General features: G+C 60.7%; 23 protein-coding genes and 1 tRNA gene. 9 read left to right on the forward strand and 15 right to left on the reverse strand.

Features of this window, described 5'->3' with window-relative positions; translation table 11 throughout:
- Positions 1–45 precede the first annotated feature (45 nt).
- Entirely contained in the window at positions 46–1566 is a 1521-nt protein-coding gene (locus CFBP5499_RS20865) for an MFS transporter (protein WP_080828685.1), read from the forward strand.
- Positions 1567–1670: 104 nt separating this feature from the next.
- Here the strand turns inward: CFBP5499_RS20865 and CFBP5499_RS20870 are convergent, their stop codons facing one another.
- Positions 1671–2828, reverse strand: coding sequence for an ATP-binding protein (locus CFBP5499_RS20870; protein WP_080828682.1), 1158 nt, complete (start codon positions 2826–2828; stop codon positions 1671–1673).
- Positions 2825–3523, reverse strand: a complete 699-nt coding sequence (locus CFBP5499_RS20875) for a response regulator (RefSeq protein WP_080828679.1) — start codon at positions 3521–3523, stop codon at positions 2825–2827. The genes CFBP5499_RS20870 and CFBP5499_RS20875 overlap by 4 nt, the downstream gene beginning before the upstream one ends.
- A gap of 171 nt (positions 3524–3694) precedes the next feature.
- Here CFBP5499_RS20875 and CFBP5499_RS20880 point away from each other — a divergent pair, with 171 nt between their 5' ends.
- On the forward strand, positions 3695–4525 hold the full coding sequence (locus CFBP5499_RS20880) for a phosphatase PAP2 family protein (protein WP_080828677.1): 831 nt from the start codon (positions 3695–3697) through the stop codon (positions 4523–4525).
- Between the two features lie 59 nt (positions 4526–4584).
- On the opposite strand, the gene CFBP5499_RS20885 is transcribed toward CFBP5499_RS20880, so the two are convergent.
- The 9 genes from CFBP5499_RS20885 to CFBP5499_RS20925 all read right to left on the reverse strand — a co-directional run bounded on the left by CFBP5499_RS20885 (position 4585) and on the right by CFBP5499_RS20925 (position 11540).
- Positions 4585–4869 (reverse strand): copper-binding protein, encoded by a 285-nt coding sequence (locus CFBP5499_RS20885; protein WP_080828675.1) that lies wholly within the window; start codon positions 4867–4869, stop codon positions 4585–4587.
- A gap of 24 nt (positions 4870–4893) precedes the next feature.
- Positions 4894–5370: a cupredoxin domain-containing protein gene (locus CFBP5499_RS20890; protein ID WP_080828673.1), complete on the reverse strand. Its 477-nt coding sequence runs from the start codon at positions 5368–5370 to the stop codon at positions 4894–4896.
- A 54-nt stretch (positions 5371–5424) separates the two neighbouring features.
- The gene (locus CFBP5499_RS20895) at positions 5425–6774 is read right to left on the reverse strand and encodes a multicopper oxidase family protein (protein ID WP_080828670.1); all 1350 of its coding nucleotides are present in this window, start codon (positions 6772–6774) and stop codon (positions 5425–5427) included.
- Positions 6775–6788: 14 nt separating this feature from the next.
- Entirely contained in the window at positions 6789–8267 is a 1479-nt protein-coding gene (locus CFBP5499_RS20900; RefSeq protein WP_080828665.1) for a TolC family protein, read from the reverse strand.
- Positions 8264–8494 carry a hypothetical protein gene (locus tag CFBP5499_RS20905; protein ID WP_080828662.1) on the reverse strand — a complete coding sequence of 77 codons (231 nt, stop codon included), beginning with the start codon at positions 8492–8494 and terminating at the stop codon, positions 8264–8266. Before CFBP5499_RS20905 ends, CFBP5499_RS20900 begins: the two co-directional genes overlap by 4 nt.
- Before the next feature lie 87 nt (positions 8495–8581).
- Positions 8582–8992 (reverse strand): hypothetical protein, encoded by a 411-nt coding sequence (locus CFBP5499_RS20910; RefSeq protein WP_080828657.1) that lies wholly within the window; start codon positions 8990–8992, stop codon positions 8582–8584.
- A gap of 96 nt (positions 8993–9088) precedes the next feature.
- The gene (locus tag CFBP5499_RS20915) at positions 9089–10009 is read right to left on the reverse strand and encodes a hypothetical protein (RefSeq protein WP_080828652.1); all 921 of its coding nucleotides are present in this window, start codon (positions 10007–10009) and stop codon (positions 9089–9091) included.
- An 84-nt stretch (positions 10010–10093) separates the two neighbouring features.
- The gene (locus tag CFBP5499_RS20920) at positions 10094–10993 is read right to left on the reverse strand and encodes an AraC family transcriptional regulator (protein ID WP_175416839.1); all 900 of its coding nucleotides are present in this window, start codon (positions 10991–10993) and stop codon (positions 10094–10096) included.
- A 100-nt stretch (positions 10994–11093) separates the two neighbouring features.
- The gene (locus CFBP5499_RS20925) at positions 11094–11540 is read right to left on the reverse strand and encodes an acetyltransferase (protein ID WP_080828648.1); all 447 of its coding nucleotides are present in this window, start codon (positions 11538–11540) and stop codon (positions 11094–11096) included.
- 233 nt (positions 11541–11773) lie between these two features.
- Here CFBP5499_RS20925 and bioB point away from each other — a divergent pair, with 233 nt between their 5' ends.
- Genes bioB through CFBP5499_RS20950 form a run of 5 tightly spaced genes read left to right on the forward strand, consistent with a single transcriptional unit; the run spans position 11774 to position 16833 of the window.
- On the forward strand, positions 11774–12793 hold the full coding sequence (gene bioB / locus CFBP5499_RS20930) for a biotin synthase BioB (protein WP_080828646.1): 1020 nt from the start codon (positions 11774–11776) through the stop codon (positions 12791–12793).
- On the forward strand, positions 12790–13932 hold the full coding sequence (locus CFBP5499_RS20935) for an 8-amino-7-oxononanoate synthase (RefSeq protein WP_080830156.1): 1143 nt from the start codon (positions 12790–12792) through the stop codon (positions 13930–13932). Before bioB ends, CFBP5499_RS20935 begins: the two co-directional genes overlap by 4 nt.
- Entirely contained in the window at positions 13929–14567 is a 639-nt protein-coding gene (bioD, locus tag CFBP5499_RS20940; protein ID WP_080828643.1) for a dethiobiotin synthase, read from the forward strand. Before CFBP5499_RS20935 ends, bioD begins: the two co-directional genes overlap by 4 nt.
- Complete coding sequence (locus CFBP5499_RS20945) at positions 14564–15844, forward strand: adenosylmethionine--8-amino-7-oxononanoate transaminase (RefSeq protein ID WP_080828642.1); 1281 nt, start codon at positions 14564–14566, stop codon at positions 15842–15844. The genes bioD and CFBP5499_RS20945 overlap by 4 nt, the downstream gene beginning before the upstream one ends.
- A 2-nt stretch (positions 15845–15846) precedes the next feature.
- A complete protein-coding gene (locus CFBP5499_RS20950; protein WP_080828639.1) occupies positions 15847–16833 on the forward strand; it encodes a beta-ketoacyl-ACP synthase III in 987 nt (328 codons plus the stop codon).
- A gap of 33 nt (positions 16834–16866) precedes the next feature.
- On the opposite strand, the gene CFBP5499_RS20955 is transcribed toward CFBP5499_RS20950, so the two are convergent.
- Positions 16867–17760, reverse strand: coding sequence for a DMT family transporter (locus tag CFBP5499_RS20955; RefSeq protein WP_080828636.1), 894 nt, complete (start codon positions 17758–17760; stop codon positions 16867–16869).
- Positions 17761–17803: 43 nt separating this feature from the next.
- Positions 17804–18205 (reverse strand): tautomerase family protein, encoded by a 402-nt coding sequence (locus CFBP5499_RS20960; protein WP_080828633.1) that lies wholly within the window; start codon positions 18203–18205, stop codon positions 17804–17806.
- Positions 18206–18296: 91 nt separating this feature from the next.
- Here CFBP5499_RS20960 and CFBP5499_RS20965 point away from each other — a divergent pair, with 91 nt between their 5' ends.
- Positions 18297–19139 carry a LysR family transcriptional regulator gene (locus tag CFBP5499_RS20965; protein ID WP_080828628.1) on the forward strand — a complete coding sequence of 281 codons (843 nt, stop codon included), beginning with the start codon at positions 18297–18299 and terminating at the stop codon, positions 19137–19139.
- A 60-nt stretch (positions 19140–19199) separates the two neighbouring features.
- Here CFBP5499_RS20965 and CFBP5499_RS20970 read toward each other — a convergent pair.
- Together CFBP5499_RS20970 and CFBP5499_RS20975 are read right to left on the reverse strand one after the other, a co-directional pair.
- Positions 19200–19273: transfer RNA gene (locus CFBP5499_RS20970), tRNA-Gln, on the reverse strand.
- Between the two features lie 122 nt (positions 19274–19395).
- Entirely contained in the window at positions 19396–19833 is a 438-nt protein-coding gene (locus tag CFBP5499_RS20975) for an Lrp/AsnC family transcriptional regulator (RefSeq protein WP_080828625.1), read from the reverse strand.
- A gap of 130 nt (positions 19834–19963) precedes the next feature.
- Here CFBP5499_RS20975 and rocF point away from each other — a divergent pair, with 130 nt between their 5' ends.
- A complete protein-coding gene (gene rocF, locus CFBP5499_RS20980) occupies positions 19964–20884 on the forward strand; it encodes an arginase (protein WP_080828622.1) in 921 nt (306 codons plus the stop codon).
- Positions 20885–20889 lie beyond the last annotated feature (5 nt).

A 20889-nucleotide genomic window follows, 5' to 3' on the forward strand; every position in this document is an offset into this window, starting at 1 on the left:
TGAGCGGATGTCGCCTGTGCGCCTCCACCCACGAAAGGCTGAAGAATGACCCTTGCCGTTACCGAACAAGCGGGCAGCAGAAGCGCCATGGCGCTTGCTGCCGTTTGTCTCTCCGCCCTGATGTTCGGACTGGAAATTTCCAGTGTTCCGGCAATCCTGCCCACACTCGAACAGGTTCTGCAGGCGGATTTTCGCCAGCTTCAGTGGATCATGAACGCCTATACGATCGGCGTGACCACGGTGCTGATGGCGACGGGCGCACTGGCCGACCGCTTCGGTCGCAAACGCGTCTTTCTTGGCAGTATTGCTGCTTTTGGGCTTTCTTCCCTCGCCTGCGGAATGACGCAGAATGTTTCCGTGCTGATCGGCGCCCGTTTCCTTCAGGGCTTGAGCGGCGGGGCGATGCTGGTGTGCCAGATCGCCATCCTGTCGCACCAGTTCCGCACGGCCCGGGAGCGTGGCATGGCGTTCGGCTGGTGGGGCATCGTCTCCGGCGTGGGGCTGGGTTTCGGCCCGATCATCGGCGGCGCCATTGTCGCGCTGTGGAGTTGGGAATGGGTGTTCCTCGTTCATGTGGTGCTCGGCATCGTGACGTGGCTGCTCGCCGCGGGTGGTGTAGGGGAATCGCGCGATCCGGAGGCGGCGCGTCTTGATCTTGCCGGCATGGCCACACTTTCGGCCGCCGTCTTTTGCCTCGCCTTTTTCATCACGCAGGGACCGGAGCTCGGTTTTGCGAGCCCGATGGCGCTTCTTATCGTCGGTGTCTCGGTTGCGAGCTTCATTGCCTTCGTGGTCGCTGAAAAGCTGACGCCGAGACCGATGTTCGATTTCTCCGTGTTCCGCATCCGGCCTTTTTCCGGGGCGATCATCGGATCGGCGGCGATGAATATCAGCTTCTGGCCGTTCATGATCTATCTGCCGATCTGGTTTCAGGCGGGCCTCGGTTATGACAGCGTCACCGCCGGCCTCGGCCTGCTTGCCTATACGCTGCCGGCGCTGGTTGTTCCTCCCCTGGCGGAGCGTCTGTCGTTGCGTTACCAGCCGCGCCTCGTCATTCCGGCCGGGCTCTTCACCATCGGCCTGGGTTTCATGCTGATGAAATTTGGAAGCGGCATCGAAAATGCGAGCTGGCTTAGCATGCTGCCCGGCTGCATCTTCGCCGGCATCGGGCTTGGTTTGACCAATACGCCGGTCACCAACACCACCACGGGTGCGGTTTCCCCCGCCCGTTCCTGCATGGCGTCCGGCATCGACATGAGCGCCCGCATGATCTCGCTTGCCATTAACATCCCCATCATGGGCTTCATTCTGGTGGAGGGTGTCCGGGCTTCGTTGCGGGCAAACCTGCCTGCCGGCGCTGACATGTCCGACTTACGTTCGCTCGCGGAGAAGATAGCCGCCGGAACCGCGGGATCGTCGGCGGAGCGTGTTTCGGACGCGCTCGTCCATCAGGTGCTCGCAGACGGTTTCGGTCTGGTCATGCTCTATGCCGGCATCAGCGTCTGGCTGCTCGCCGCTCTCAGCTTTGCGGTCTTCGGCCCTGCGCGAAAGCCTGTTCACGTTTAGGGGATGGCGTTGTGCGGACGCGAGACTTCAGGCGATTTTCAGGATTTCCAGTCCTGCCGAAGGCTTGGGAACTGCTGCCTCTTAGTGGCGCCCGTGGGGATTTTTCAGGTGGCGGCCTTGAAAAGAACCGTCACGACGGTTCCGCCATCCTGTCGCGGGCCTATCTGCAAATCGCTGTCATGCGCCCGGGCGATCGCTCGGGCAATCGACAGGCCGAGGCCTGTGCCACCGGTCTTGCGGGCGCGTGACGGCTCTGTCCGCCAGAAGAGTTCGATGCCGTGCGCCTCGATGCCCGGGGGAAACCCCGGCCCTTTGTCTTCGATTGTTATGAAGGACTGCCCTTCCCGGATTCCGGTTGAACAGAAGAGACTTTTACCGCTCGCCGCATAGCGCCGTACATTATCCATCAGGATGAGCAGCAGCTGTTGAAGGCGCTGAGGGTCACCATAAACGGGAGCCGGGTCGAGGGACATATCGAGACGAATGCCCGCCTCGTCGAGAAGAGGCCGCGCGGATTCCGCCACTGCCGCGCATTCGGTGGCGAGATCAAGCGGCCGCATCTCCGTAACGAGGCTGTTGGTTTCCGCCAGCGAGAGCGTGCGCAGATCATCGACAAGACGCGCAAGCCCCTCCACATGGCCGATGAGGTGGCGAATGGCCTGCTTGTCGAGCGGAAAGACGTCATCGGCAATGCCGTGCAAACGGCCTTGCAAGATGGTTAGCGGGGTGCGCAGCTCGTGGGCCACCGCCATCGTGTTGAACTTCAACCGGCGCTCCATCATTTGAAGTTCCTGTGTCAAAGTCTCGAAACTATCGACCAGAAATGCGACTTCGGCGATGCGGTTCGCCTTGATTTTTGCGCCTCCGCTGAAATCGCCGGTCGCCATGCGCCGCGCCGCGTCGGCAAGCTCACCGAGAGGTGCTGCAATGCGCCGGGAGATGAAATAACCAAGCAAGCTGCACAGGAAGACACCGAGCAATCCGAAGACGAACACCGATTTGAGAAGCTCGTTATCTGCCTGGTCCTCCAAGCCCGGTAAAACCTCGATAAGGGCCTGAAGTTGGCGCTGATCCGGTATCACGCCCCGGTCAATATCCGAGAAAGCCTTAGCGGCATCAGGCGAGAGTTCGGCAAGGACACGCTCCTCAATGGTATCCGAATACCAGGAAACGCCGAAATAGACCAACGCAACGGCAAAGATGAGCATCGTGGTGATGGTGATCGCCGTCATTGTGCTGAGGCGGAGCCGCCGAAGCCTCATACTGTCTGCTCCCTGGCAAGTCGGTAGCCGATGCTGCGCACCGACACCAGATAGCCGCCAGCACCGTGATCCGTCAGTTTTTTACGCAGATTGGCGATATGCGTATCGACCGTGCGTGCCAGCGCATCGCTTTCCGGCAGGCAGGCATCCAGAAGATCGGCCCGCTGAAAGGCATAGGTGGGGCGGCGTGTCATATGGGCGAGAATCCTGAACTCGCTGAGAGTCAACGGCAGAACGGTCCGCCCGGCATCGCTGCAAACAGCCGCGGTGTAAGCTTCGGTATCTATTTCGATGGCGCCGAAACGCAGAATTCCCCCGCTGGATGGCTGACGCGTGCGTTTCAGCACGGCATGCACCCGCGCGACCATTTCCTGCGGGTTGAAAGGTTTGACGATGTAGTCGTCGGCGCCCAGGCGCAGACCGGTCAGCTTGTCCATATCTTCGGCAAGGGCGGTGACCATGATGATTGGCGTATCACGCTCCCGCCGGATGCGTGTCAGCACATCGATGCCATCGAGCTTCGGTAGCCCGATATCGAGAAGAATGAGATCCGGCCGCAACATGGAGAAATGCGTTACCGCCGTTTCTCCGTCCCCGGCTCTTACGGTTCTGTATCCATCGCGAATGAGGTAGGCGTCCAGAATCTGCATGATGTCGGGATCGTCTTCAACGATGAGAATGAGCCCTTTGTCCATGCCGATCCTGCGAATTCACTCATGTTACCCGTTTGAATGCCCGGACGCTAAGCCGATGCAAAGCGCCGGGCAATAGCCGCTGCCCGAGATAGATGCCGCAGGCGCCGTTTTCGTCTAGGTCTTGGGAGTTCCTCGGCAGAACCTTGACAATTCTGCGGAAGAAAACTGGCCATGCACCAGTATCTCTCCCAAACGACCAAACAGGAATGGCCAAGCCGGCCGGTAAAACCAAAGCTCGGCTCTGCCGTCATCAAGACGGCGCGCCAGGCCCTTATGTGGGTTTCCTGCCGCCCCTCCCTGCTAGCGTTTTCTTCAGCGCTTGCAATGATGGTCTTCTTCACCGTCAAGCCGGATATCGATCTCGACGTCAGCCGCTGGTTCTGGACGGACGGTTTCCGTCTTGGCGAGGACCGGTTCCTGGTTTCCGTCCGCGACCTGAACCGCGTGCTCCCCGCTATTTTATTGCCAGCAGTCGCCTGCCTTCTCCTCGTCATGCCGTTCGTCCCCCGCTTGCGGCGAACCCTTCGTCCGCACAAGCTGCTGCTCATTCTCACCTTTTATGGGCTGGGGCCGGGCGCAACCGTGCATGTCCTGAAAAACCTGTTCGGTCGGGCAAGACCCCGGCATATCGTTGAATTCGGGTCAAATTCGTTTTTTACGCCGGTTCTTTCCATTGATGGCAGCTGCTTCCGCAATTGCTCTTTTCCCTCCGGTGAAAGTGCGTCTGCCATCGCCCTGCTGGCATTCATCATACTGCTGCCGGAAAAATTCAGACTGAGTGCGGCTGCAATGCTGATGCCGTTAATAGTGCTCTGCTCGTTGAACAGGGTCGCCATGGGCGCCCATTTCCTGTCCGATATCCTGATTGCTTGGCCATTGATGTTCACGGTATTTTTTGCACTCGACCGACCCTTCGCGAGACATGCACTGGCGATCGACGTCCTGTTCCTGCGCAGATTGTCGGGATATGTTGCGAGACAACCGCGACGCCCCGGGCGATAATCCGTGTGAGACTCGCCCCCCATGCGGCACCGGCACGGGGGGCACAGGCCGGGGCTGTTTTATTTTACCTGCGCAACAACCAGCTTGCCGTCTTCGCGTTCGGCGACGAACTCGATGTTGGCGCCTTCCTTGAGCTTAGCCAGCAAAGCATCGTCCTTGACGCGGAACACCATCGTCATCGCCGGCATGTCGAGGTTCTTCAGTTCCTCATGGATGATGGTGACTTTCTTTGCGCCAGCGTCTACCTTCTTCACCGTGCCCTTGGTGAACTCCTGCGCGAAAGCGGCGAAGGGAACGGCCAGCGAAAGCACTGTTGCGACGGTGATTTTAACGATCGTCTTCATGGTCAGATTCCTTTGTTGGATGGGTTACTTTGCCGAGACTTTGAGATCGCCGCGCATGCCGGCCTCGTAATGTCCGGGTTTCAGGCAGGCGAATTCGAACATGCCGTCATTGGTGAATTTCCAGATGATTTCGCCGCTTTCACCCGGCGCGAGGCTGATGGCGTTCGGATTGTCATGCTCCATCTCCGGAGCCTTCGCCATGGCAGCCTTGTGCTCCAGATTGGCCGTCTGCTCGTCGAGGATGAATTCATGGTCCAGCTCGCCGATGTTCTTCACGGCAAAACGAACGGTTTTGCCCTTCTTGAATTCGAACTTGCCGGGGGTGAAGATCATCTTGCCATCGGGCGTTTCTTTCATCGTCACCTGAATGGTCTGGGTCACCTTGGCCTTGTCGCCGGGTTCGCCGATCGCCATTGCTTCATGGCCGCCGCCGTGGGTGCCTGATGCGAAGGCTGGCGTGGCGAGGGCAGCGATAAGCAGTGCAAGTTTCAGTCTGATCATGTCATTATTCCTTGGTTCTAATGGAGTTGGGGTTCTGGTGTCGTTGGGTCGTCTTCAGCCGTGTTTCATCGGGTGCGGCGTGATCTGCGTTTTGGGATCGGTGTTTTTTTGCGTATCCGGCAGCTCGCCGGTCCATTCCCAGGCCTGGGTGCCGGGCGGGTTTTCGTACCAGCCGGGATCGGTGTAATCGCCCGCGGAGATGCCTTCGCGAACCTTCACCACGGAGAACATGCCGCCCATTTCAATCGGGCCATGTGGACCCCATCCCGTCATCATGGGAACGGTATTCTCCGGAATTTCCATTTCCATCGCACCCATATCGGCCATGCCGGCGGTGCCCATCGGCATATATTCCGGCCGGACCTTGCGGATCTTTTCGGTGACGGTTTTTTTGTCGACGCCGATGAAGGTGGGGACGTCATGCCCCATGGCATTCATCGTATGGTGCGACTTGTGGCAATGGATCGCCCAGTCGCCGACATATTTGGCGTCGAATTCATAGGCCCGCATGGCCCCGACGGGGATATCGATGCTGACCTCCGGCCAGCGCGCTTCCGGCCGCACCCAGCCGCCATCCGTGCAGGTCACTTCGAAATCGTAACCGTGCATATGGATCGGGTGGTTGGTCATGGTCAGGTTGCCGACCCTGACACGCACGCGGTCATCCTTGGAAACCACCAGCGGATCGATGCCCGGGAACACCCGGCTGTTCCATGCCCACAGATTGAAATCCGTCATCGTCATGATTTTGGGGACGGAGGCACCAGGATTGATATCGAAGGCGTTGAGCAGGAACACGAAATCGCGGTCCACGGGCATGAAGGCCGGGTCCTTCGGATGGATGACGAAAAAGCCCATCATGCCCATCGCCATCTGCACCATCTCGTCGGAATGCGGATGGTACATGAAGGTGCCTGATTTCACGAGGTCGAACTCGTAGACGAAGGTCTTACCAACGGGGATATGCGGTTGCGACAGACCGCCCACACCGTCCATGCCTGAAGGCAGGATCATGCCGTGCCAGTGGATCGTCGTATGTTCCGGCAGCTTGTTGGTCACGAAAATGCGCACCCGGTCGCCTTCGACCGCCTCGATGGTCGGGCCGGGCGACTGGCCGTTGTAACCCCATAGACGAGCGGTCATGCCCTCGGCCATTTCGCGTTCCACCGGCTCGGCGACGAGGTGGAATTCCTTGACGCCGTTGTTCATCCGGAAGGGCAGGGTCCAGCCATTGAGGGTGACGACGGGATTGTAATCGGGGCCCGTGGTGGGTTTCACCGGGGCCTGCGTCGCCGCTGTTTCCATCAAGGCCGCTTCCGGCAGGCTGCTATTGGACGTTTTCGCCCAGGCCGCCGAGGAGACCATCGCGGCGCTGACGCCCAGAAGTTGTCTTCTATTGAACATGGTCTTTTCCTTTCTCAATGTCCGCCACCGCCGCCGCCGGACGCGGCGGCAACCTCGGCCTCCCCGCCAGCCGCACCTGCGCCGCCGCCATAAATGGCGGGGGCGAGCCCGGCTTCGGCGAGCCAGAAGTCGCGCTTGGCATCGATGGCGAGCAGGTTCGAATTGACCTTTTCGCGGCTGTCGGCCAACAGCTCGAACGTGTTGGTGAGCATGCCGTTATAGGTGAGCAGCGATTCCTCCTCGATCTTCGTGCGCAACGGCACCACGCTGTTGCGGTAATGCCGGGCGATATCGTAGTTCGAGCGATAGGCCTGATAGGCGGAGCGGGCTTCCGAGCGGATATTGACCGCTTTTTCCGCCAGCAGGTTGGCTGCACGCATGTAAGCGAGTTCGGATTCCCGCATGCGCGCCTGACCGGAATCGAAGATTGGAATGACGAATTCCAGTTCGGCGCGGCCGGTCGTCTGCTTGTGTTTTTCGCCGTCTTCCAGCTCACGCTCGGTCTCGAAACCGGAGCGCAGTTCGAGATCGGTGACATAGCGGGTGGCTTCGGTGAGCTTGAAGGACCGCGCGGTCGCCTCCAGATCGAGCTTTGCCATCTGCAGATCGACGCGGCGTTGCAGCGCCTCGGCCTCGATCATATCACGCTTGGCCAGTGCTTTCGGAAGCTGAGGCAGGCGGTTGGGGATGGAGTAGTCGATATCCGCGCCCCACAGTCCCATCAGCCGCGTCAATTCCTCTTTGGCAAGCCGTGCCTCAAGCCGCGCCTTGGCGATCTGGCCCGTCAGCTCGGCATAAAACACCTGCTCGCGGGCCTGGCCTTCCTTGTTGAGCGAGCCGGCCTCTCCAAGCTTTTTGGCGAGTTCCGAGGCGGCATCCGCCGCGGTCTGCGCCTGGGCCAACTGGCCGACATTTTCGAAGGCTGCAACGGCGTTGATCCATGCACGGCGGGTATCCGCCGCCAGTTGCAGCGTTTTCAGCGCGGCGGCGAGCTGCCCCTTACGGAAGCCGGTATCGGCGATCTCCACATTCTGCTTGAGGGTGGCGAGCGCCAGAATATTGGTGACGACGACACCCTCGATCGCCTTGTAGGCCCTGAGCCCCGGCGTGCCGATCCCCGTCAGCCCAATACCGACCCGCGGATTGACCAGCATGGTCGATTGCCATGCGGTTGCAGCGGATTCGCCCAGATCGGCATAGGCCGCCTGCAGGCCCTTGTTGTTGAGCAACGCCACCTGTACCGCGGTCTCCACATCAAGGGTCTTGCTGGCCGCCATCAGTGATTTGACGCGGGCCTGTGTTGCCTGCGCTTCGGCCCGGTTCTGTACCCAGACCACCTGCTTTCCGGTCGCCTCCGATGTTTTTGCCGAAACATTGGTGAAGCCTGCGTCCCGCGCCGCATATTGGGCGGCCGTAACGCAGCCGCCGAGAAAAACCGGCAGGGATAGGACGGCTGCGAATTTTGCTCCGAGTTTGAATGCCTGTGGTGTCATGGCGCGTCTCCTTTCGGAGCCTGCGCATCGTTCTGGTCACGCCAGGGTTTCGGATCGACCGGCATGCGGGCCGTGTAACCCGAGACCGGGGTCTGGTAGGGGAGGGGGGCGACGCCAAGCGTCGGGTTTGCCGCGTCGTCATAGGAGGCGGCGTCATTCATCATGGATGTGGCTGTGCAGCCGCCCAGAAGCAGGGGCGCCGCGACCACAATATGGATCGGGTTCATGGGTGTTTTCCGAACAGGAGATGCAGCGGCGCGGCGGCGCTAAAGCCGCTTACGCACGGTCATTGCCCAAAGGCGGGCTCTGCCTGTTCAGATATTAGGCGGACGGTACAGCAGCGGGGTCTGGCCCAGGGCCTTGCTGTCGTCGAGGAAGGAACGGATGCTGCTGACCACGGGCGTGCCAACGGTGTCGTGGCCGATCAGAACCGCCATGCCGAGACAGAAATCGCCACAGCATTGCGGCTTCGCGGGCTTTTTGACGCCGCTGTCATCGTCGGCCACATCATGGTGATCATGACTGTCGGACACCATGGCCGAACCGCCATGATCCATCATCTTGCCGTGATCCATCATGGCGGATTGATCGTGCTGCATTCCCCCGGTTTCGGGACCATGCATTGCGGCATTGACGGTGGAAACGCTGTAGCCAGCCAGTGATAGGATCATCACCAGTCTGAACAACAGGGCCAGCAATTTCGATGCTCGCAACGTCTCACGCATGTGCTTTAGAAAAGCCGCTGTTTCGTGATTTGTCAATGGATATACTTCATAACCATTGATGAAAACCTTGTTGCGAGGCCGATCGCCTCTCCAACTTCATGCGAAATCGATGAAGGCTTCATCGAGAATGAGCAGCTTGCGGGCCTGCGTGCGGGCATATTCCTCGTAAAAACCCTGCGAAATCCACAGCGCGGAGCGACCACGCCGTCCGCTCCAGCCAAGGCCGCCGATCAGCTCGGCTGCCGCAAGCTTGCGGCCGACATGGATACGCGACAGCGAGAGCGACGTCGCCAGCTGTGTTACGGTCTGTACGTCGGTGAAACGCCTGCCCTGTTCGGCCGGGTACTCCCAGTCGATCCCGGCGATAAGGCGGTCCATCAGCAGCCCGCCCGCGTCGAACCAGTTGAAGATGACGGAGAGCGGGCCCGGACAACGCACTTCCGGATGGGAGAGAAACACCCGCGATACCTGGGGGTGAATGTGGGGAAGCGTGGTTTCCGAGCGCTCGATGAAGCGGGATGCCCGAAAACCCTCGTCGAGCAGATCCAGTGCCTGAAAATGCACGTCGTACCATTGCACCAGCATGGCGAGAGCCGGGGATGACGGAACGACGCCTTCCGTTTGCTCGTCGGTGGCACCTGCCGGTCGCGTCAGCCCGCGTTTCAGCGCTTCCTTGAAGAAGGCATAAGCGACGCTATGGCTGGCAAGGCCGTGCCGGAGCGCCAGATGGCCGAAATCCTCGCGCGTCAGGACGATTTCACCCTCTTCAGTGCTGGATTTCTGAAAATAGAGGGCCAGAAGCGCGTGGCAAAGAAGCCGGCTCTGGCGTGTCGCGAAAAGCGCGGTCATCTCGGGTGAGCCCTCGTAAAGCGAGATGAAGCTTCCCGCCAGCAGGCGCAGCGCCGCCGCGAAGGGGTCTTTCCGGAGCATTGCGTCGATGTCGTTCGGTGCCGGTCCCCGGCGATCGATGGCCGCGGTCGGCAATTGGGAAATCGCAAAGTCGAAAAAATTGGTCATGGGCCGCGCTCCGGGATGGGATGGTCTACGGGCCTTACAGGAGCTGAAATGGCGCGTCTTCTCATTGCGCGCAGAGCTGAAATTTTAAGCCGGCGGCATATCCGTGATGCGGGCTTCGCCGGGTGTCATGCCATAGGTGCCGGCGAACACCCGGTAGAAGGTGGCGAGGCTGTCGAAGCCGCAGCCATAGGCGACCTGTGTGACCGGCAAAGCGGGAAATGCCAGCAGCAATCGTTTTGCTTCCTCGATCCGCATGGCGGAGAGCGTGCGGGAAAACGACAGTTCCGCACCTTCGAAGACGACATGCAATTGCCGCAGCGAAATGCCGAGTTCCCTTGCCACCGCAGCAGGCGAAAGGTTCTGCCGGGCTTTTTTCCGCATCATGATTTCCTGGGCCGCATAACAAAGCCCGGTCCTGAGTGCTGCGCGCACCTCCGGCATGGCGGGTGAAAGCCGACCCCGCACCGCCATCGCAAGCCGGGCGATATGGGCAACATCGCGCGCGGGGTCAATAAGCCTGCCATGATCGGCGTTGAGCGCATCGAAAAGCGCCCGGAAGGGCCGGGAAACGGCGGTATTCTCCGCATAACGTGTCGCAAACAGGTCGTCGGCCGGCTGGCCCAGCATGACCTCGTAGTCCACGGGGATCTTCAGCATGTTGTAGTGAAAAGCAGCCTCGCCGCCCGGTATCGCGTCATAGGGCAGGTCCGAATGGTTGATGGTGATATCACCGCCGCTGACATTGTGAACCTCGTCCCGGCCGGCATGCAGAAATCCCGAACCCTTCACCTGCAGGCCGATGCAGAGGCTGTCGCCGGCAATGCGGGCGATATCGGCTTCTGTTCGGTTGACCCGGTAGGAGGAGGCGTGCATCTCGGTTACGACGGCGCCGGCCAGCGCGCGCGCCTGAAACGAACCCTTGAAGCTGTGACGGAGGTCCCGTGCCAGTTCGATGGTCACGCCGAACAGACTTTTGCCGCGCACCTCCCGCCATTGGTCGAAGCGGTGCTCGGGCAGAAAATCATCGGTTGCGAAACGGATGATGGTGTTCGTGGCCTTGTCCTCCCCCGACGATCCCGGCGGTCTATTTTTCCGTTGCGCGAAATCGAAGATGGATGAGCGGATAGGGTCGCCCCTGTCCGTCGAGGTCGGAGCGTCCCTTCGGCTCGAAACCCAGCCGGCGATAAAAGCCCAGCGCTTCGCCGTTCTGCTCGTTAACATCGGTGGTCAGCGCGGGGTGAAGCGCCAGCGCGCTCTGCACCAGGGCCATGCCGATGCCTTTGCCGTGATGGTCCGGATCGATGAAAAGCGCCTCCATGTGCCCTTCATGCAGAAACATGAAGCCGAGGGCATGATCCGAATCATCGACGGCGAGCGTCAGCGGCACTTGTGGCAGGAACGCTTTGACTTCCTCGCCGATCGCAGCGCGATCCGCTGGAAGAAGGAAACCATGGGTCGCATCGACAGCCCTGCTCCAAATGTCGAGGATGCGGGCCGCGTCGCGACTGGTGGAGGGACGAAGTTTCATCATGCCCAACTCTTAGCAATTGCGATCTTTTCGCGCCATGGGCCGGCCCGATCTTTTCGTGAGCATGTGCGTACTCAATAAATTTCTATGTCAAAACACGGTATGCTCAACCCCACTTGATCCCATCTGTCTCCGCTGTCGGAAAAGGCTCCCGAAAAAAGTGCTTGCAAAATGCCGTCCGAAAAAAATAGATAAAAAGAAGTTCTATCTATTTATTTTGGGAAAGAGGTCGACATATGGACCAGTTTGCGACGCAGATTGACGGAAAATCAGCCCCGATTCCGGTAGTTGAGCCGAATTCCTCTCTTGAGGAGGCAAAAATTATCTATAATTTGCCGTTTAACGACCTGCTGTTTCGTGCGCAGCAGGTCCACCGCTGTCATTTCGATGCGAACGCGATCCAGATGAGCCGGCTCTTGTCGATCAAGACAGGCGGCTGCCCTGAGGATTGCAGCTATTGCAGCCAGTCCGCCCGCAATCCGACCGGTCTGAAAGCCTCCAAGCTCATGGAGGTGGAACGGGTGCTGGCCGAGGCGCGGAAGGCGAAGGAGGGCGGGGCGACGCGTTATTGCATGGGTGCTGCCTGGCGCAATCCCAAGGAGCGCGACATGGAGGCCGTCGTCGCCATGGTCGAGGGCGTGAAGGCGCTCGGCATGGAAACCTGCATGACGCTCGGCATGCTGACGCCGGAACAATCCGAACGGTTGGCCGATGCCGGGCTCGATTATTACAATCACAACGTCGATACGTCAGAGCGGTTTTATTCCGAAATCATCACCACCCGCACCTTCGAGGACCGGCTGGAGACGCTCGCCAATGTCCGCGATGCCGGCATCAAGGTCTGCGCCGGCGGCATTCTCGGCATGGGGGAGACGGTCGAGGACCGGATCTCGATGCTGGTGACGCTCGCCAACCTGCCGGTTCCGCCGGAAAGCGTGCCTATCAACATGCTGATCCCGATCCCCGGTTCCAAACTCGCCAACGCCGATCCCGTCGATCCGATCGATTTCGTCCGCACCATTGCACTCGCCCGCATCCTGATGCCGCGTTCGCATGTGCGCCTGTCGGCCGGGCGCACGGAGATGAGCGATGAGACGCAGGCGCTCTGTTTCCTGGCCGGCGCCAATTCCATCTTCATCGGCGAAACGCTGCTGACGGCGGATAATCCGGGGGAGGACCACGATGCGGCGCTCTTCCGGCGGCTCGGGCTGAAACCGATGGAGCTGCAGCCTGTGGAGACGGGAGGTTGCCGGTGAACGTTGCGGCGCTCTCTCCCTATGAGGTGAAACTGGCCGGCCTCAGCCGCAAATCGCGCCTGCGCGCGCTTGCACCCCGGGAGGGGATCGACTTCACTTCCAACGATTATCTCGGGCTTGCCGAAGCGCCGCGCCTGAAGGCAGTGATCACCGAGGCCATTGCCAGGGGCGTGCCGGTGGGTGCCGGCGGCTCACGGCTTCTGCGCGGCAACCATCCCGAACATGAGGCGCTGGAAGCGGAAGCGGCGGCGTTTTTCGGGGCCGAAAAAGCGATCTATTTCGGCAGCGGTTTCGCCGCCAATGTCGCGCTTTTTTCCACCCTGCCGTTGCGGGACGATCTTGTTCTCTACGATGCCCTGATCCATGCCAGTGTGCATGATGGCATAGCGGCGGGCAAGGCAAAGACGGCGGCCGTGCCGCACAATGAGGTCGAGGCATTCGAGCGGGAGATAACCCGCTGGCGGCAGGCGGGCGGCAGCGGGCGGCCATGGATTGCGGTCGAGAGCCTTTATTCCATGGATGGCGATTGCGCGCCGCTTTCGGCGCTGGCCGATCTTACCGAACGGCATGGCGGTTTTCTCGTCGTCGATGAAGCACATGCCACCGGCGTCTTCGGCCCCGGCGGGCGTGGCCTCGCCGCGGAACTGGAAGGCCGGGGCAATGTGCTGGCGCTTCACACCTGCGGCAAGGCGCTCGGGGCTTCCGGCGCGCTTTTGAGCCTGCCGGCGGTTCTTGCCGATTACCTGGTCAACCGCGCCCGCGGCTTCATCTATTCCACCGCGCCTTCGCCGCTGATGGCGGCGGCGGTGCGGGAAGCTTTGCGCATCGTCGCCGATGAACCCTGGCGGCGGTCGCGACTGGCGGCACTGGTAAGTTTTGCAGGCGAAGAGCTGCGCCGTCAGTTCGGCGTGACACCCAGCGGTTCGAATATCCTGCCGGTGATGATCGGCGACAATGCCCGCTCACTCAAGATCGCTGCGCGGCTGCGGGAGGGTGGTTTCGATGTGCGGGCTATCCGTCCGCCGACGGTGCCGGAAGGCACGGCACGGCTGCGCATCGCCATCACGCTTAATGTGGATGAAAGCCAGATTGCCGCCATGGTCGAGCTGCTCGCCCTTTCATTGAGGGAAGCGGCATGAGCCCGCGTTTCGTCATCTCCGGCACGGATACCGGCATCGGCAAGACGGTTTTTGCGGCAGCGCTCACCCATGCCCTTGAGGCCCATTACTGGAAGCCCGTGCAGTCAGGGCTTGAGGAAGAAACCGACAGCGAGACGGTGGCAAGGCTTGCCGGCGTGCCGCACACGCGCATCCTGCCGGAAGCCTATCGGCTAAAGACACCTGCCTCACCGCATCTTTCGGCGCGTCTCGACAATGTCTCGATCGATCCCGTGCTTTTACAGCCGCCGCGACTGGGTGGGCCGCTCGTCATCGAAGGGGCAGGCGGGCTTCTCGTGCCGCTGACGGACAGGGTACTCTTCGTCGATATTTTCGCCCGCTGGCAAGTTCCGCTCATCCTGTGCACCAGAACCGCGCTCGGCACCATCAACCACACGCTGCTGTCGCTCGAGGCGCTGCGGCACCGGGCCATTCCGGTGCACGGCGTGGTTTTCATCGGCGATGAAGACAGGGAAAACGAGCGCGTCATAACCAATATCGGTGCTGTGCGCCCGCTCGGCCGTTTGCCGCGCCTGCCGGAGCTGACGTCCGAGAAACTGCATCGCGCCTTCGCGCAACACTTTAATCTTGCTGATTTTCTGGAGGTGCCGGCATGAGCCGTTCCCCGGTCTGGCATCCCTTCACCCAGCATGGGCTGGAACCGCCGATGAAACGTGTGGTTTCAGCGGAAGGGGCATTTCTGGTGGATGAAGATGGCACTCGCCTGTTCGACGCGATTTCATCCTGGTGGGTCATCACCCATGGACACCGGCATCCTGCGATCATGGCGGCCATCCGCGCCGCGACCGGGACCCTGGATCAGGTCATCTTCGCCGAATTCTCCCATGAACCGGCTGAAGAACTCGCCCGAGGACTGATCGAGCTTGCCCCCGCCGGACTAAGCCATGTGTTTTATTCCGATAGCGGCTCGACGGCGGTAGAGGTGGCGCTGAAAATGGCGCTCGGTTATTTCCACAATTGCGGCGAAAAGCGCGATCGCATCGTGGTGATGGAGCGTGGCTATCACGGCGATACAATCGGCACCATGTCGACAGGCGAGCGCGGCGTGTTCAACGCCGCCTATGAACCGTTGCTGTTCGGCGTCGACCGGCTGGCCTTTCCTGAAGCGGGTGGCGAACAGCGAACATTGGATATGTTCGAGGCCTTCTGCCGTTCGGGCCGTGTCGCCGCCCTGCTGATAGAGCCACTGGTGCTCGGGGCTGGCGGCATGAAGATTTATGACGTCAACGTTCTGGCTGAACTGAAACAGATCGCCGAACGCCATGGCTGCCTCGTCATCGCCGATGAGGTGATGACCGGTTGGGGCAGGACCGGGACCATCTTCGCCTGCGAGCAGGCGGCGATCTCGCCGGATATTCTCTGCACCTCCAAGGGGCTGACCGGTGGCTCGCTGCCGCTGGCGGCAACCCTGTGCAACGCGCAGATTTTCGATGCGCATTTTTCGACCGACCGCCGCAAGACCTTTTTCCACTCGAGTTCCTATACGGCCAATCCGATTGCCTGTGCCGCAGCCGTCGCCAATCTTCAGGTCTGGCGGGATGAACCGGTTCTCCAGCGTATCGGGCAAATACAACAGGCGCTGGGCGATAATATCAGGCGATTTGCCGATGATGGCCGTTTCGCCAACATCCGGCAGGCAGGCACCATTGCCGCGCTCGATCTCGTGGTGCCGGCCGGTGGTTATCTTTCCGAGGCAGGTCCGCGCATGCGTCAGCTGTTCCGCGAGCGCGGCTTCCTCATCCGCCCGCTCGGTAACGTGCTTTACCTGATGCCGCCCTATTGTGTGACGGCTGACGATCTGACACGCGCCTTTGACGTTATCGACCAGGTTGCGGGGATCGTTACCCCGGTTGCATCGGCGCGAAAGTCCTGACAATGCAGACACGTTCTTCTCGCATGGCCGGTTTTGGCCATGCCGTTCCGGCCCGTTGCGTCGACAATGCCGAGATAGAGGCCAATCTGGGGCTGGAAGCTGGCTGGATCGAACGACGGACCGGCATTCGCTCACGTTATTGGGCGGGAGCAGACGACACGCTGAGCGGTCTTGCCGAAAGAGCCGGCCGCATGGCGCTGGAGGATGCGAAGATCAATGCCGATGACATCGCGCTGACGCTGCTTGCCACCTCCACGCCGGATCATCTTCTGCCGCCTTCTGCGCCGCTGCTGGCGCACAGGCTCGGTTTGACGCGATCCGGCGCGATCGATCTTGCCGGGGCCTGTTCCGGTTTTCTTTATGCGCTCACCCTCGCGGATGGTTTTGTCCGCACCCACGGCCGCGCCGTCCTAGTCGTTGCCGCCAATATTCTCAGCCGCCGCATCAATCCGGCGGAAAGGGCGAGCGCCGTCCTGTTTGCCGATGCCGCCGGCGCCGTGGTGCTCACCCCGAGCCCGGAGGCGAAACGGGGGCTGTTATCGGCCGATCTCGTTGCCGATGGCAGCGGTTACGATCTCATCCAGATCGCGGCAGGTGGCAGCAGCCAGCCCTTTTGCGCCGGCATGCCTGCCGAAGATGCACTGATGACGATGCGCGATGGTCGGGAGGTTTTCTCCCGCGCCGTGGCGTTGATGACCGAGACCTCGCAACGCGTGTTGCATGGGGCGGGACTGACCGCGGCCGATGTCGGCCGCTTCGTGCCGCATCAGGCCAATGCCCGCATGTTCGACGCAGTCTGCGGCAATCTCGGTATCGAGCGGGAAAAGACGGTCCGCACCATAGAAAGCTTCGGCAATTCATCGGCTGCAACCATCCCGCTTTCGCTGTCCATTACCAATAGGGAGCGGCCCTTCGCGGACGGTGAAACTCTGCTTCTGACGGCGGCGGGTGCGGGCATGACGGGCGGGGCGGTCATCTATCGTGTCTAGCCTGTCCACCGCAATGAGGTGACGCGGTGTATTTCACCGCCAGAACACGAGCGCCATGCCGATAACGACAAGGGCGGCTCCGGCCCATGCACCAGATGCGGGCCGTTCCCCGGTTCTGAGCCAAAGCAATGGCAAGATGATGACGGGTGTGGTGGCCGAAAGCGTCGAGACGATGCCGACCTTGCCGCCGGAAAGCGCAAAGAGCAGCAGCGTCATGCCGAAACCAAGCGCGATGATGCCGGTCAGCGCCGTCTGGAGGAAAATGCTGCCCGTCAACGACCCCCTGGGTTTGACGGCCTTGATGGGGAGCATCGTCAGCATCGTGAGGCAGATTGCGGCGACCCCGACGCGCAGCATGGATGCGGCAATGGGATCGACACCCGCCGCCATGACCGGCCTTGCGATCAGGGAGCCAACGGCCTGGCTGAGAGCCGCGAGAAGGCCGACGAGCACGCCAAGCCAGAGCGGCCCCTTCACGCTTTCCCATGCGTGCAGCTGGGCCTTGCGCTTGCCGAAGAGAATGGCCAGCAGAACGCCTGCAAGGGTGAGGCCGATGCCGGCTACGGCCGTTGCGGAAAGCTGCTCGCCAAGAACAGCCCAGCCGAGCACGGCGGCGATCGGAGCATTGAGCGCAAACAGGATTCCCGAGCGGCGCGGCCCCAGCCGATTAAGACAGGTGAAAAGCAGCGTATCGCCAACGAAGATGCCGATGAAGCCGGAAAGCAGCAGCGCCCACAGCACATCTGGCTGCAAATCCCGCCAGGTTCCCGATGCGAGGACGTAAAGACCGAGCACCGAGGCGACAAAAAGCTGCCTTGTCCTGTTGAAGGCCAGCGCGCCGAGATGCCCCGCCGGGCAGGCGGAAATAAGTCCCGTCAACGCCCAACAGGTTGCCGCGCCGACGGCGGCCAGTTCATAGATTACCATCTCGTTCCACTGCTCCGCGTGTCTGTCTCATCGCTTCGCACCATCATGCGTGCAGGCGCGCCCATCGTTGGTTCTGCGTTTGCCCGCCATAACCATAGGCGTCGCCATCCACGGCGTGAACCAGCACATAGCTTGCTTCGTGCACGGGGCCAAGCAGCCTGTTCATCTCTTCATAAACCCGGTGCACCCATTCGGTCGTCTCGTCCTTTATGTTGGTGTGATCGGTAATCGAGACCTCGACATAAAATGTTGCGACCTTCTGTTCGGCGACACTCGATCCGGCAATGATCCAGTCGTCGGGATCGGCGCTTTCGACGAGGACGGCGGTAACCGCCGGGTCCTTGTGCAGAATTTCTGCAGTCAGCCGGGACAAGAGCGCTGCGACTTTCAATTTCGGATCGTCTGCGTTCTGCGGTCTGGTGTAGCGGGCTTTGATCATGGGCATGGTGTTATCTCCTTGTTGCCGAAAACCACCTTGCGCAAATTTCATCATAATGAGAAGATAATGATTATTATTCCATTCATAGTGATTTCATATGATTGATCTTGAAAGCGTCCGCCTCTTCATTCTCTCCGTCGAACTGGGCAGCCTGACCAGGGCGGCCGAGGCTGCGGGAACCGTGCAGCCCGTGGTCAGCCAGAAGCTGAAGATACTGGAGCAGCGTCTCGGCAGACGGTTGGTAGACCGCTCGCCGCGCCACCTTCGGCTGACGGAGGACGGGCAGGTGTTTCTGCCCAAGGCGCGCGAACTGCTGGCCAAACATGAGGATGCGCTGAACTTCAGCGACGAACCGCCGCTGCATTTTGCGCTGGCAGCCAGTGATCACGCGATCGGGACCCGCCTTTCGGCAGCGATAAGAGCGATGCGGGCATCGCTGCCGGCCAATGCCGTCATCGACGTGACCATGGGTTTTTCCCGGCATGTGAAGGAAAGTTTCGCTTCCGGACTGGCCGATGCCGCCATCATTCGTCGCAACGGCGGCGGGTCCGACGGCGAAGTGCTGCGCAGTGACAGGCTGGGATGGCGTGTGGCCCCGGACTGGCGGCCGCGCGCCAACGTCGCCGTCCCGCTCGTGTCTCTTGGGGCGGGATGTGGTATTCGGGATATTGCGATATCCGAGCTTGGAAAGGCCGGTGTGGCCTGGCGTGATGCATTCACCGCCGGAAGCTGCTCGGCGCTTCTTGAAGGGGTGCTTGCCGGTGCAGGCATCGCCGCCCTAGGTGACATCAGCGCCAGAGGCCTGCCTGATCGTGGCGCCGAACTCGGCCTGCCGCCGTTGCCACCCTCGGACATCGTTCTTCTGTCCCGCGCGCGGACACCCGCCCACGCATCGGCCATCAGGGCTCTTGTCGCTGCGGTATCGGGCGCGGGTGAATAGTGCCAAAACGATATCCGGCACGACTGGAAAATCAAGGAATTAAGGGCTTTTAGGGAGAATTGGCTGGGGAACCTGGATTCGAACCAAGATTAACGGAGTCAGAGTCCGTCGTTCTACCATTGAACTATTCCCCAAAAGCCTGAAGCGCGTTGACGCGTTCGCTTTGGTGGGTCGTCATATAGATGATTTATTGCGGGGCGCAAGTCGAAAAAATCGAAAAATGCGTTTTATCCCGCTTTTGCGTTTCCTCGCCGGGTCAGAGTCTTGCGCGGGTAGAGCGGGGGGTGGAGAGCAGCAGGCTGGTCTCGCTGCCGGTGATGCCGGGCACGAGGCGGATGCGGCGCAGCACGGCGTCGAAATCGCTGAGGGTTGCGGCATTGAGTTCCACGATCAGGTCCCAGCGGCCGTTGGTGGTGTGGATTTCGGAGATTTCCGGAAAACCGCCAAGGGTGCGGATGACGCGGTCCGTCACATGACCTTCAATCTCGATCATCATGATACCGCGGATCGCTGCCTCCACGGCGTCGGCACGCAGGATGACGGTATAGCCGATGATGGAACCCTCATTTTCCATTTTTTCGATACGCGAGCGCACAGTCGCGCGTGAGGTTTCCGTCTCTACGGCCAAATCGGAAATGCTGCGCCGGCCATTATGCCGCAAAAGGGTGATGAGGCGTTCGTCGAGATTATCCATTATTCCATTTCGATAAAATGATTTTACCAAAACGGTAACTCATTTCGATAATATTGCCAATATTTAATGTTCATTCTGCCATGTCTCCATGGTCTAGTGGAACGATTGGTTGGGAAAAGCGAGGACGGGAATGGATATCAGGCTTGTTGGTGCGCCGTTGCAGATCGGGGCCGGGCAATTGGGATGCGAGATGGGGCCGAGCGCCTATCGTGTCGCGGGACTTGCCCATGCTCTCGAAGAACTGGGGCATCGGGTGGTTGATGCCGGCAATGTGACGCCGGCGCCGCTCAGGGAATTTTGCCACCCCAACCCGGCCGTGCATCATCTTTCCGAAACCGTGGCCTGGACCGAGGCGTTGACGGAGGCGGCCTATCGTGAAAGCGCGGATGCCGTGCCGATCTTCCTCGGTGGCGACCATGCGATTTCAGCGGGCACCGTGGCCGGCATGGCGCGTCGGGTGGCTGAAACGGGCCGGCCGTTTTTCGTACTCTGGCTCGATGCCCATACCGATTATCACACGCTGGAAACCACACGCAGCGGCAATCTGCATGGCACGCCGGTCGCTTATTTCAGCGGGCGCGACGGTTTTTCCGGCTATTTTCCGCCGCTTTCCCATGCCGTTCCGGAAGAAAATATCGGCATGATCGGCATTCGCAGCGTCGATCCGGCCGAGAGGGCCGTGCTGGAAAAGAGCGGCATCACCGTTCACGACATGCGCTCGATAGACGAGCATGGCGTTGCCGTTCTGCTGCGCGAATTTCTGGCGCGGGTTCAGGCGGCAAACGGGCTTTTGCATGTCAGTCTCGATGTCGATTTTCTCGAGCCGTCCATTGCGCCCGCCGTCGGCACCACGGTTCCGGGCGGCGCGACGTTCCGCGAGGCGCATCTGGTCATGGAAATGCTGCATGATAGCGGGCTGGTCTGCAGTCTCGATCTGGTGGAACTCAATCCGTTTCTCGACGAGCGCGGCAGGACGGCGACCCTGATGGTGGATCTTGCCACCAGCCTGATGGGCAAGCGTGTCATGGACCGCCCGACGCGGGCCGGCTGAGAAGG

The sequence above is a fragment of the Agrobacterium tumefaciens genome (genome assembly GCF_005221325.1).
Lineage (GTDB): Bacteria > Pseudomonadota > Alphaproteobacteria > Rhizobiales > Rhizobiaceae > Agrobacterium.

What these genes read in the sequence shown, in the direction of transcription:
- CFBP5499_RS20865 (WP_080828685.1), top strand. Translation starts at nt 46, where the DNA reads ATGACCCTTGCCGTTACCGAACAAGCGGGCAGCAGAAGCGCCATGGCG.
- CFBP5499_RS20870 (WP_080828682.1), bottom strand. Translation starts at nt 2,828, where the DNA reads ATGAGGCTTCGGCGGCTCCGCCTCAGCACAATGACGGCGATCACCATC.
- CFBP5499_RS20875 (WP_080828679.1), bottom strand. Translation starts at nt 3,523, where the DNA reads ATGGACAAAGGGCTCATTCTCATCGTTGAAGACGATCCCGACATCATG.
- CFBP5499_RS20880 (WP_080828677.1), top strand. Translation starts at nt 3,695, where the DNA reads ATGCACCAGTATCTCTCCCAAACGACCAAACAGGAATGGCCAAGCCGG.
- CFBP5499_RS20885 (WP_080828675.1), bottom strand. Translation starts at nt 4,869, where the DNA reads ATGAAGACGATCGTTAAAATCACCGTCGCAACAGTGCTTTCGCTGGCC.
- CFBP5499_RS20890 (WP_080828673.1), bottom strand. Translation starts at nt 5,370, where the DNA reads ATGATCAGACTGAAACTTGCACTGCTTATCGCTGCCCTCGCCACGCCA.
- CFBP5499_RS20895 (WP_080828670.1), bottom strand. Translation starts at nt 6,774, where the DNA reads ATGTTCAATAGAAGACAACTTCTGGGCGTCAGCGCCGCGATGGTCTCC.
- CFBP5499_RS20900 (WP_080828665.1), bottom strand. Translation starts at nt 8,267, where the DNA reads ATGACACCACAGGCATTCAAACTCGGAGCAAAATTCGCAGCCGTCCTA.
- CFBP5499_RS20905 (WP_080828662.1), bottom strand. Translation starts at nt 8,494, where the DNA reads ATGAACCCGATCCATATTGTGGTCGCGGCGCCCCTGCTTCTGGGCGGC.
- CFBP5499_RS20910 (WP_080828657.1), bottom strand. Translation starts at nt 8,992, where the DNA reads ATGCGTGAGACGTTGCGAGCATCGAAATTGCTGGCCCTGTTGTTCAGA.
- CFBP5499_RS20915 (WP_080828652.1), bottom strand. Translation starts at nt 10,009, where the DNA reads ATGACCAATTTTTTCGACTTTGCGATTTCCCAATTGCCGACCGCGGCC.
- CFBP5499_RS20925 (WP_080828648.1), bottom strand. Translation starts at nt 11,540, where the DNA reads ATGATGAAACTTCGTCCCTCCACCAGTCGCGACGCGGCCCGCATCCTC.
- bioB (WP_080828646.1), top strand. Translation starts at nt 11,774, where the DNA reads ATGGACCAGTTTGCGACGCAGATTGACGGAAAATCAGCCCCGATTCCG.
- bioD (WP_080828643.1), top strand. Translation starts at nt 13,929, where the DNA reads ATGAGCCCGCGTTTCGTCATCTCCGGCACGGATACCGGCATCGGCAAG.
- CFBP5499_RS20945 (WP_080828642.1), top strand. Translation starts at nt 14,564, where the DNA reads ATGAGCCGTTCCCCGGTCTGGCATCCCTTCACCCAGCATGGGCTGGAA.
- CFBP5499_RS20950 (WP_080828639.1), top strand. Translation starts at nt 15,847, where the DNA reads ATGCAGACACGTTCTTCTCGCATGGCCGGTTTTGGCCATGCCGTTCCG.
- CFBP5499_RS20955 (WP_080828636.1), bottom strand. Translation starts at nt 17,760, where the DNA reads ATGGTAATCTATGAACTGGCCGCCGTCGGCGCGGCAACCTGTTGGGCG.
- CFBP5499_RS20960 (WP_080828633.1), bottom strand. Translation starts at nt 18,205, where the DNA reads ATGCCCATGATCAAAGCCCGCTACACCAGACCGCAGAACGCAGACGAT.
- CFBP5499_RS20965 (WP_080828628.1), top strand. Translation starts at nt 18,297, where the DNA reads ATGATTGATCTTGAAAGCGTCCGCCTCTTCATTCTCTCCGTCGAACTG.
- CFBP5499_RS20975 (WP_080828625.1), bottom strand. Translation starts at nt 19,833, where the DNA reads ATGGATAATCTCGACGAACGCCTCATCACCCTTTTGCGGCATAATGGC.
- rocF (WP_080828622.1), top strand. Translation starts at nt 19,964, where the DNA reads ATGGATATCAGGCTTGTTGGTGCGCCGTTGCAGATCGGGGCCGGGCAA.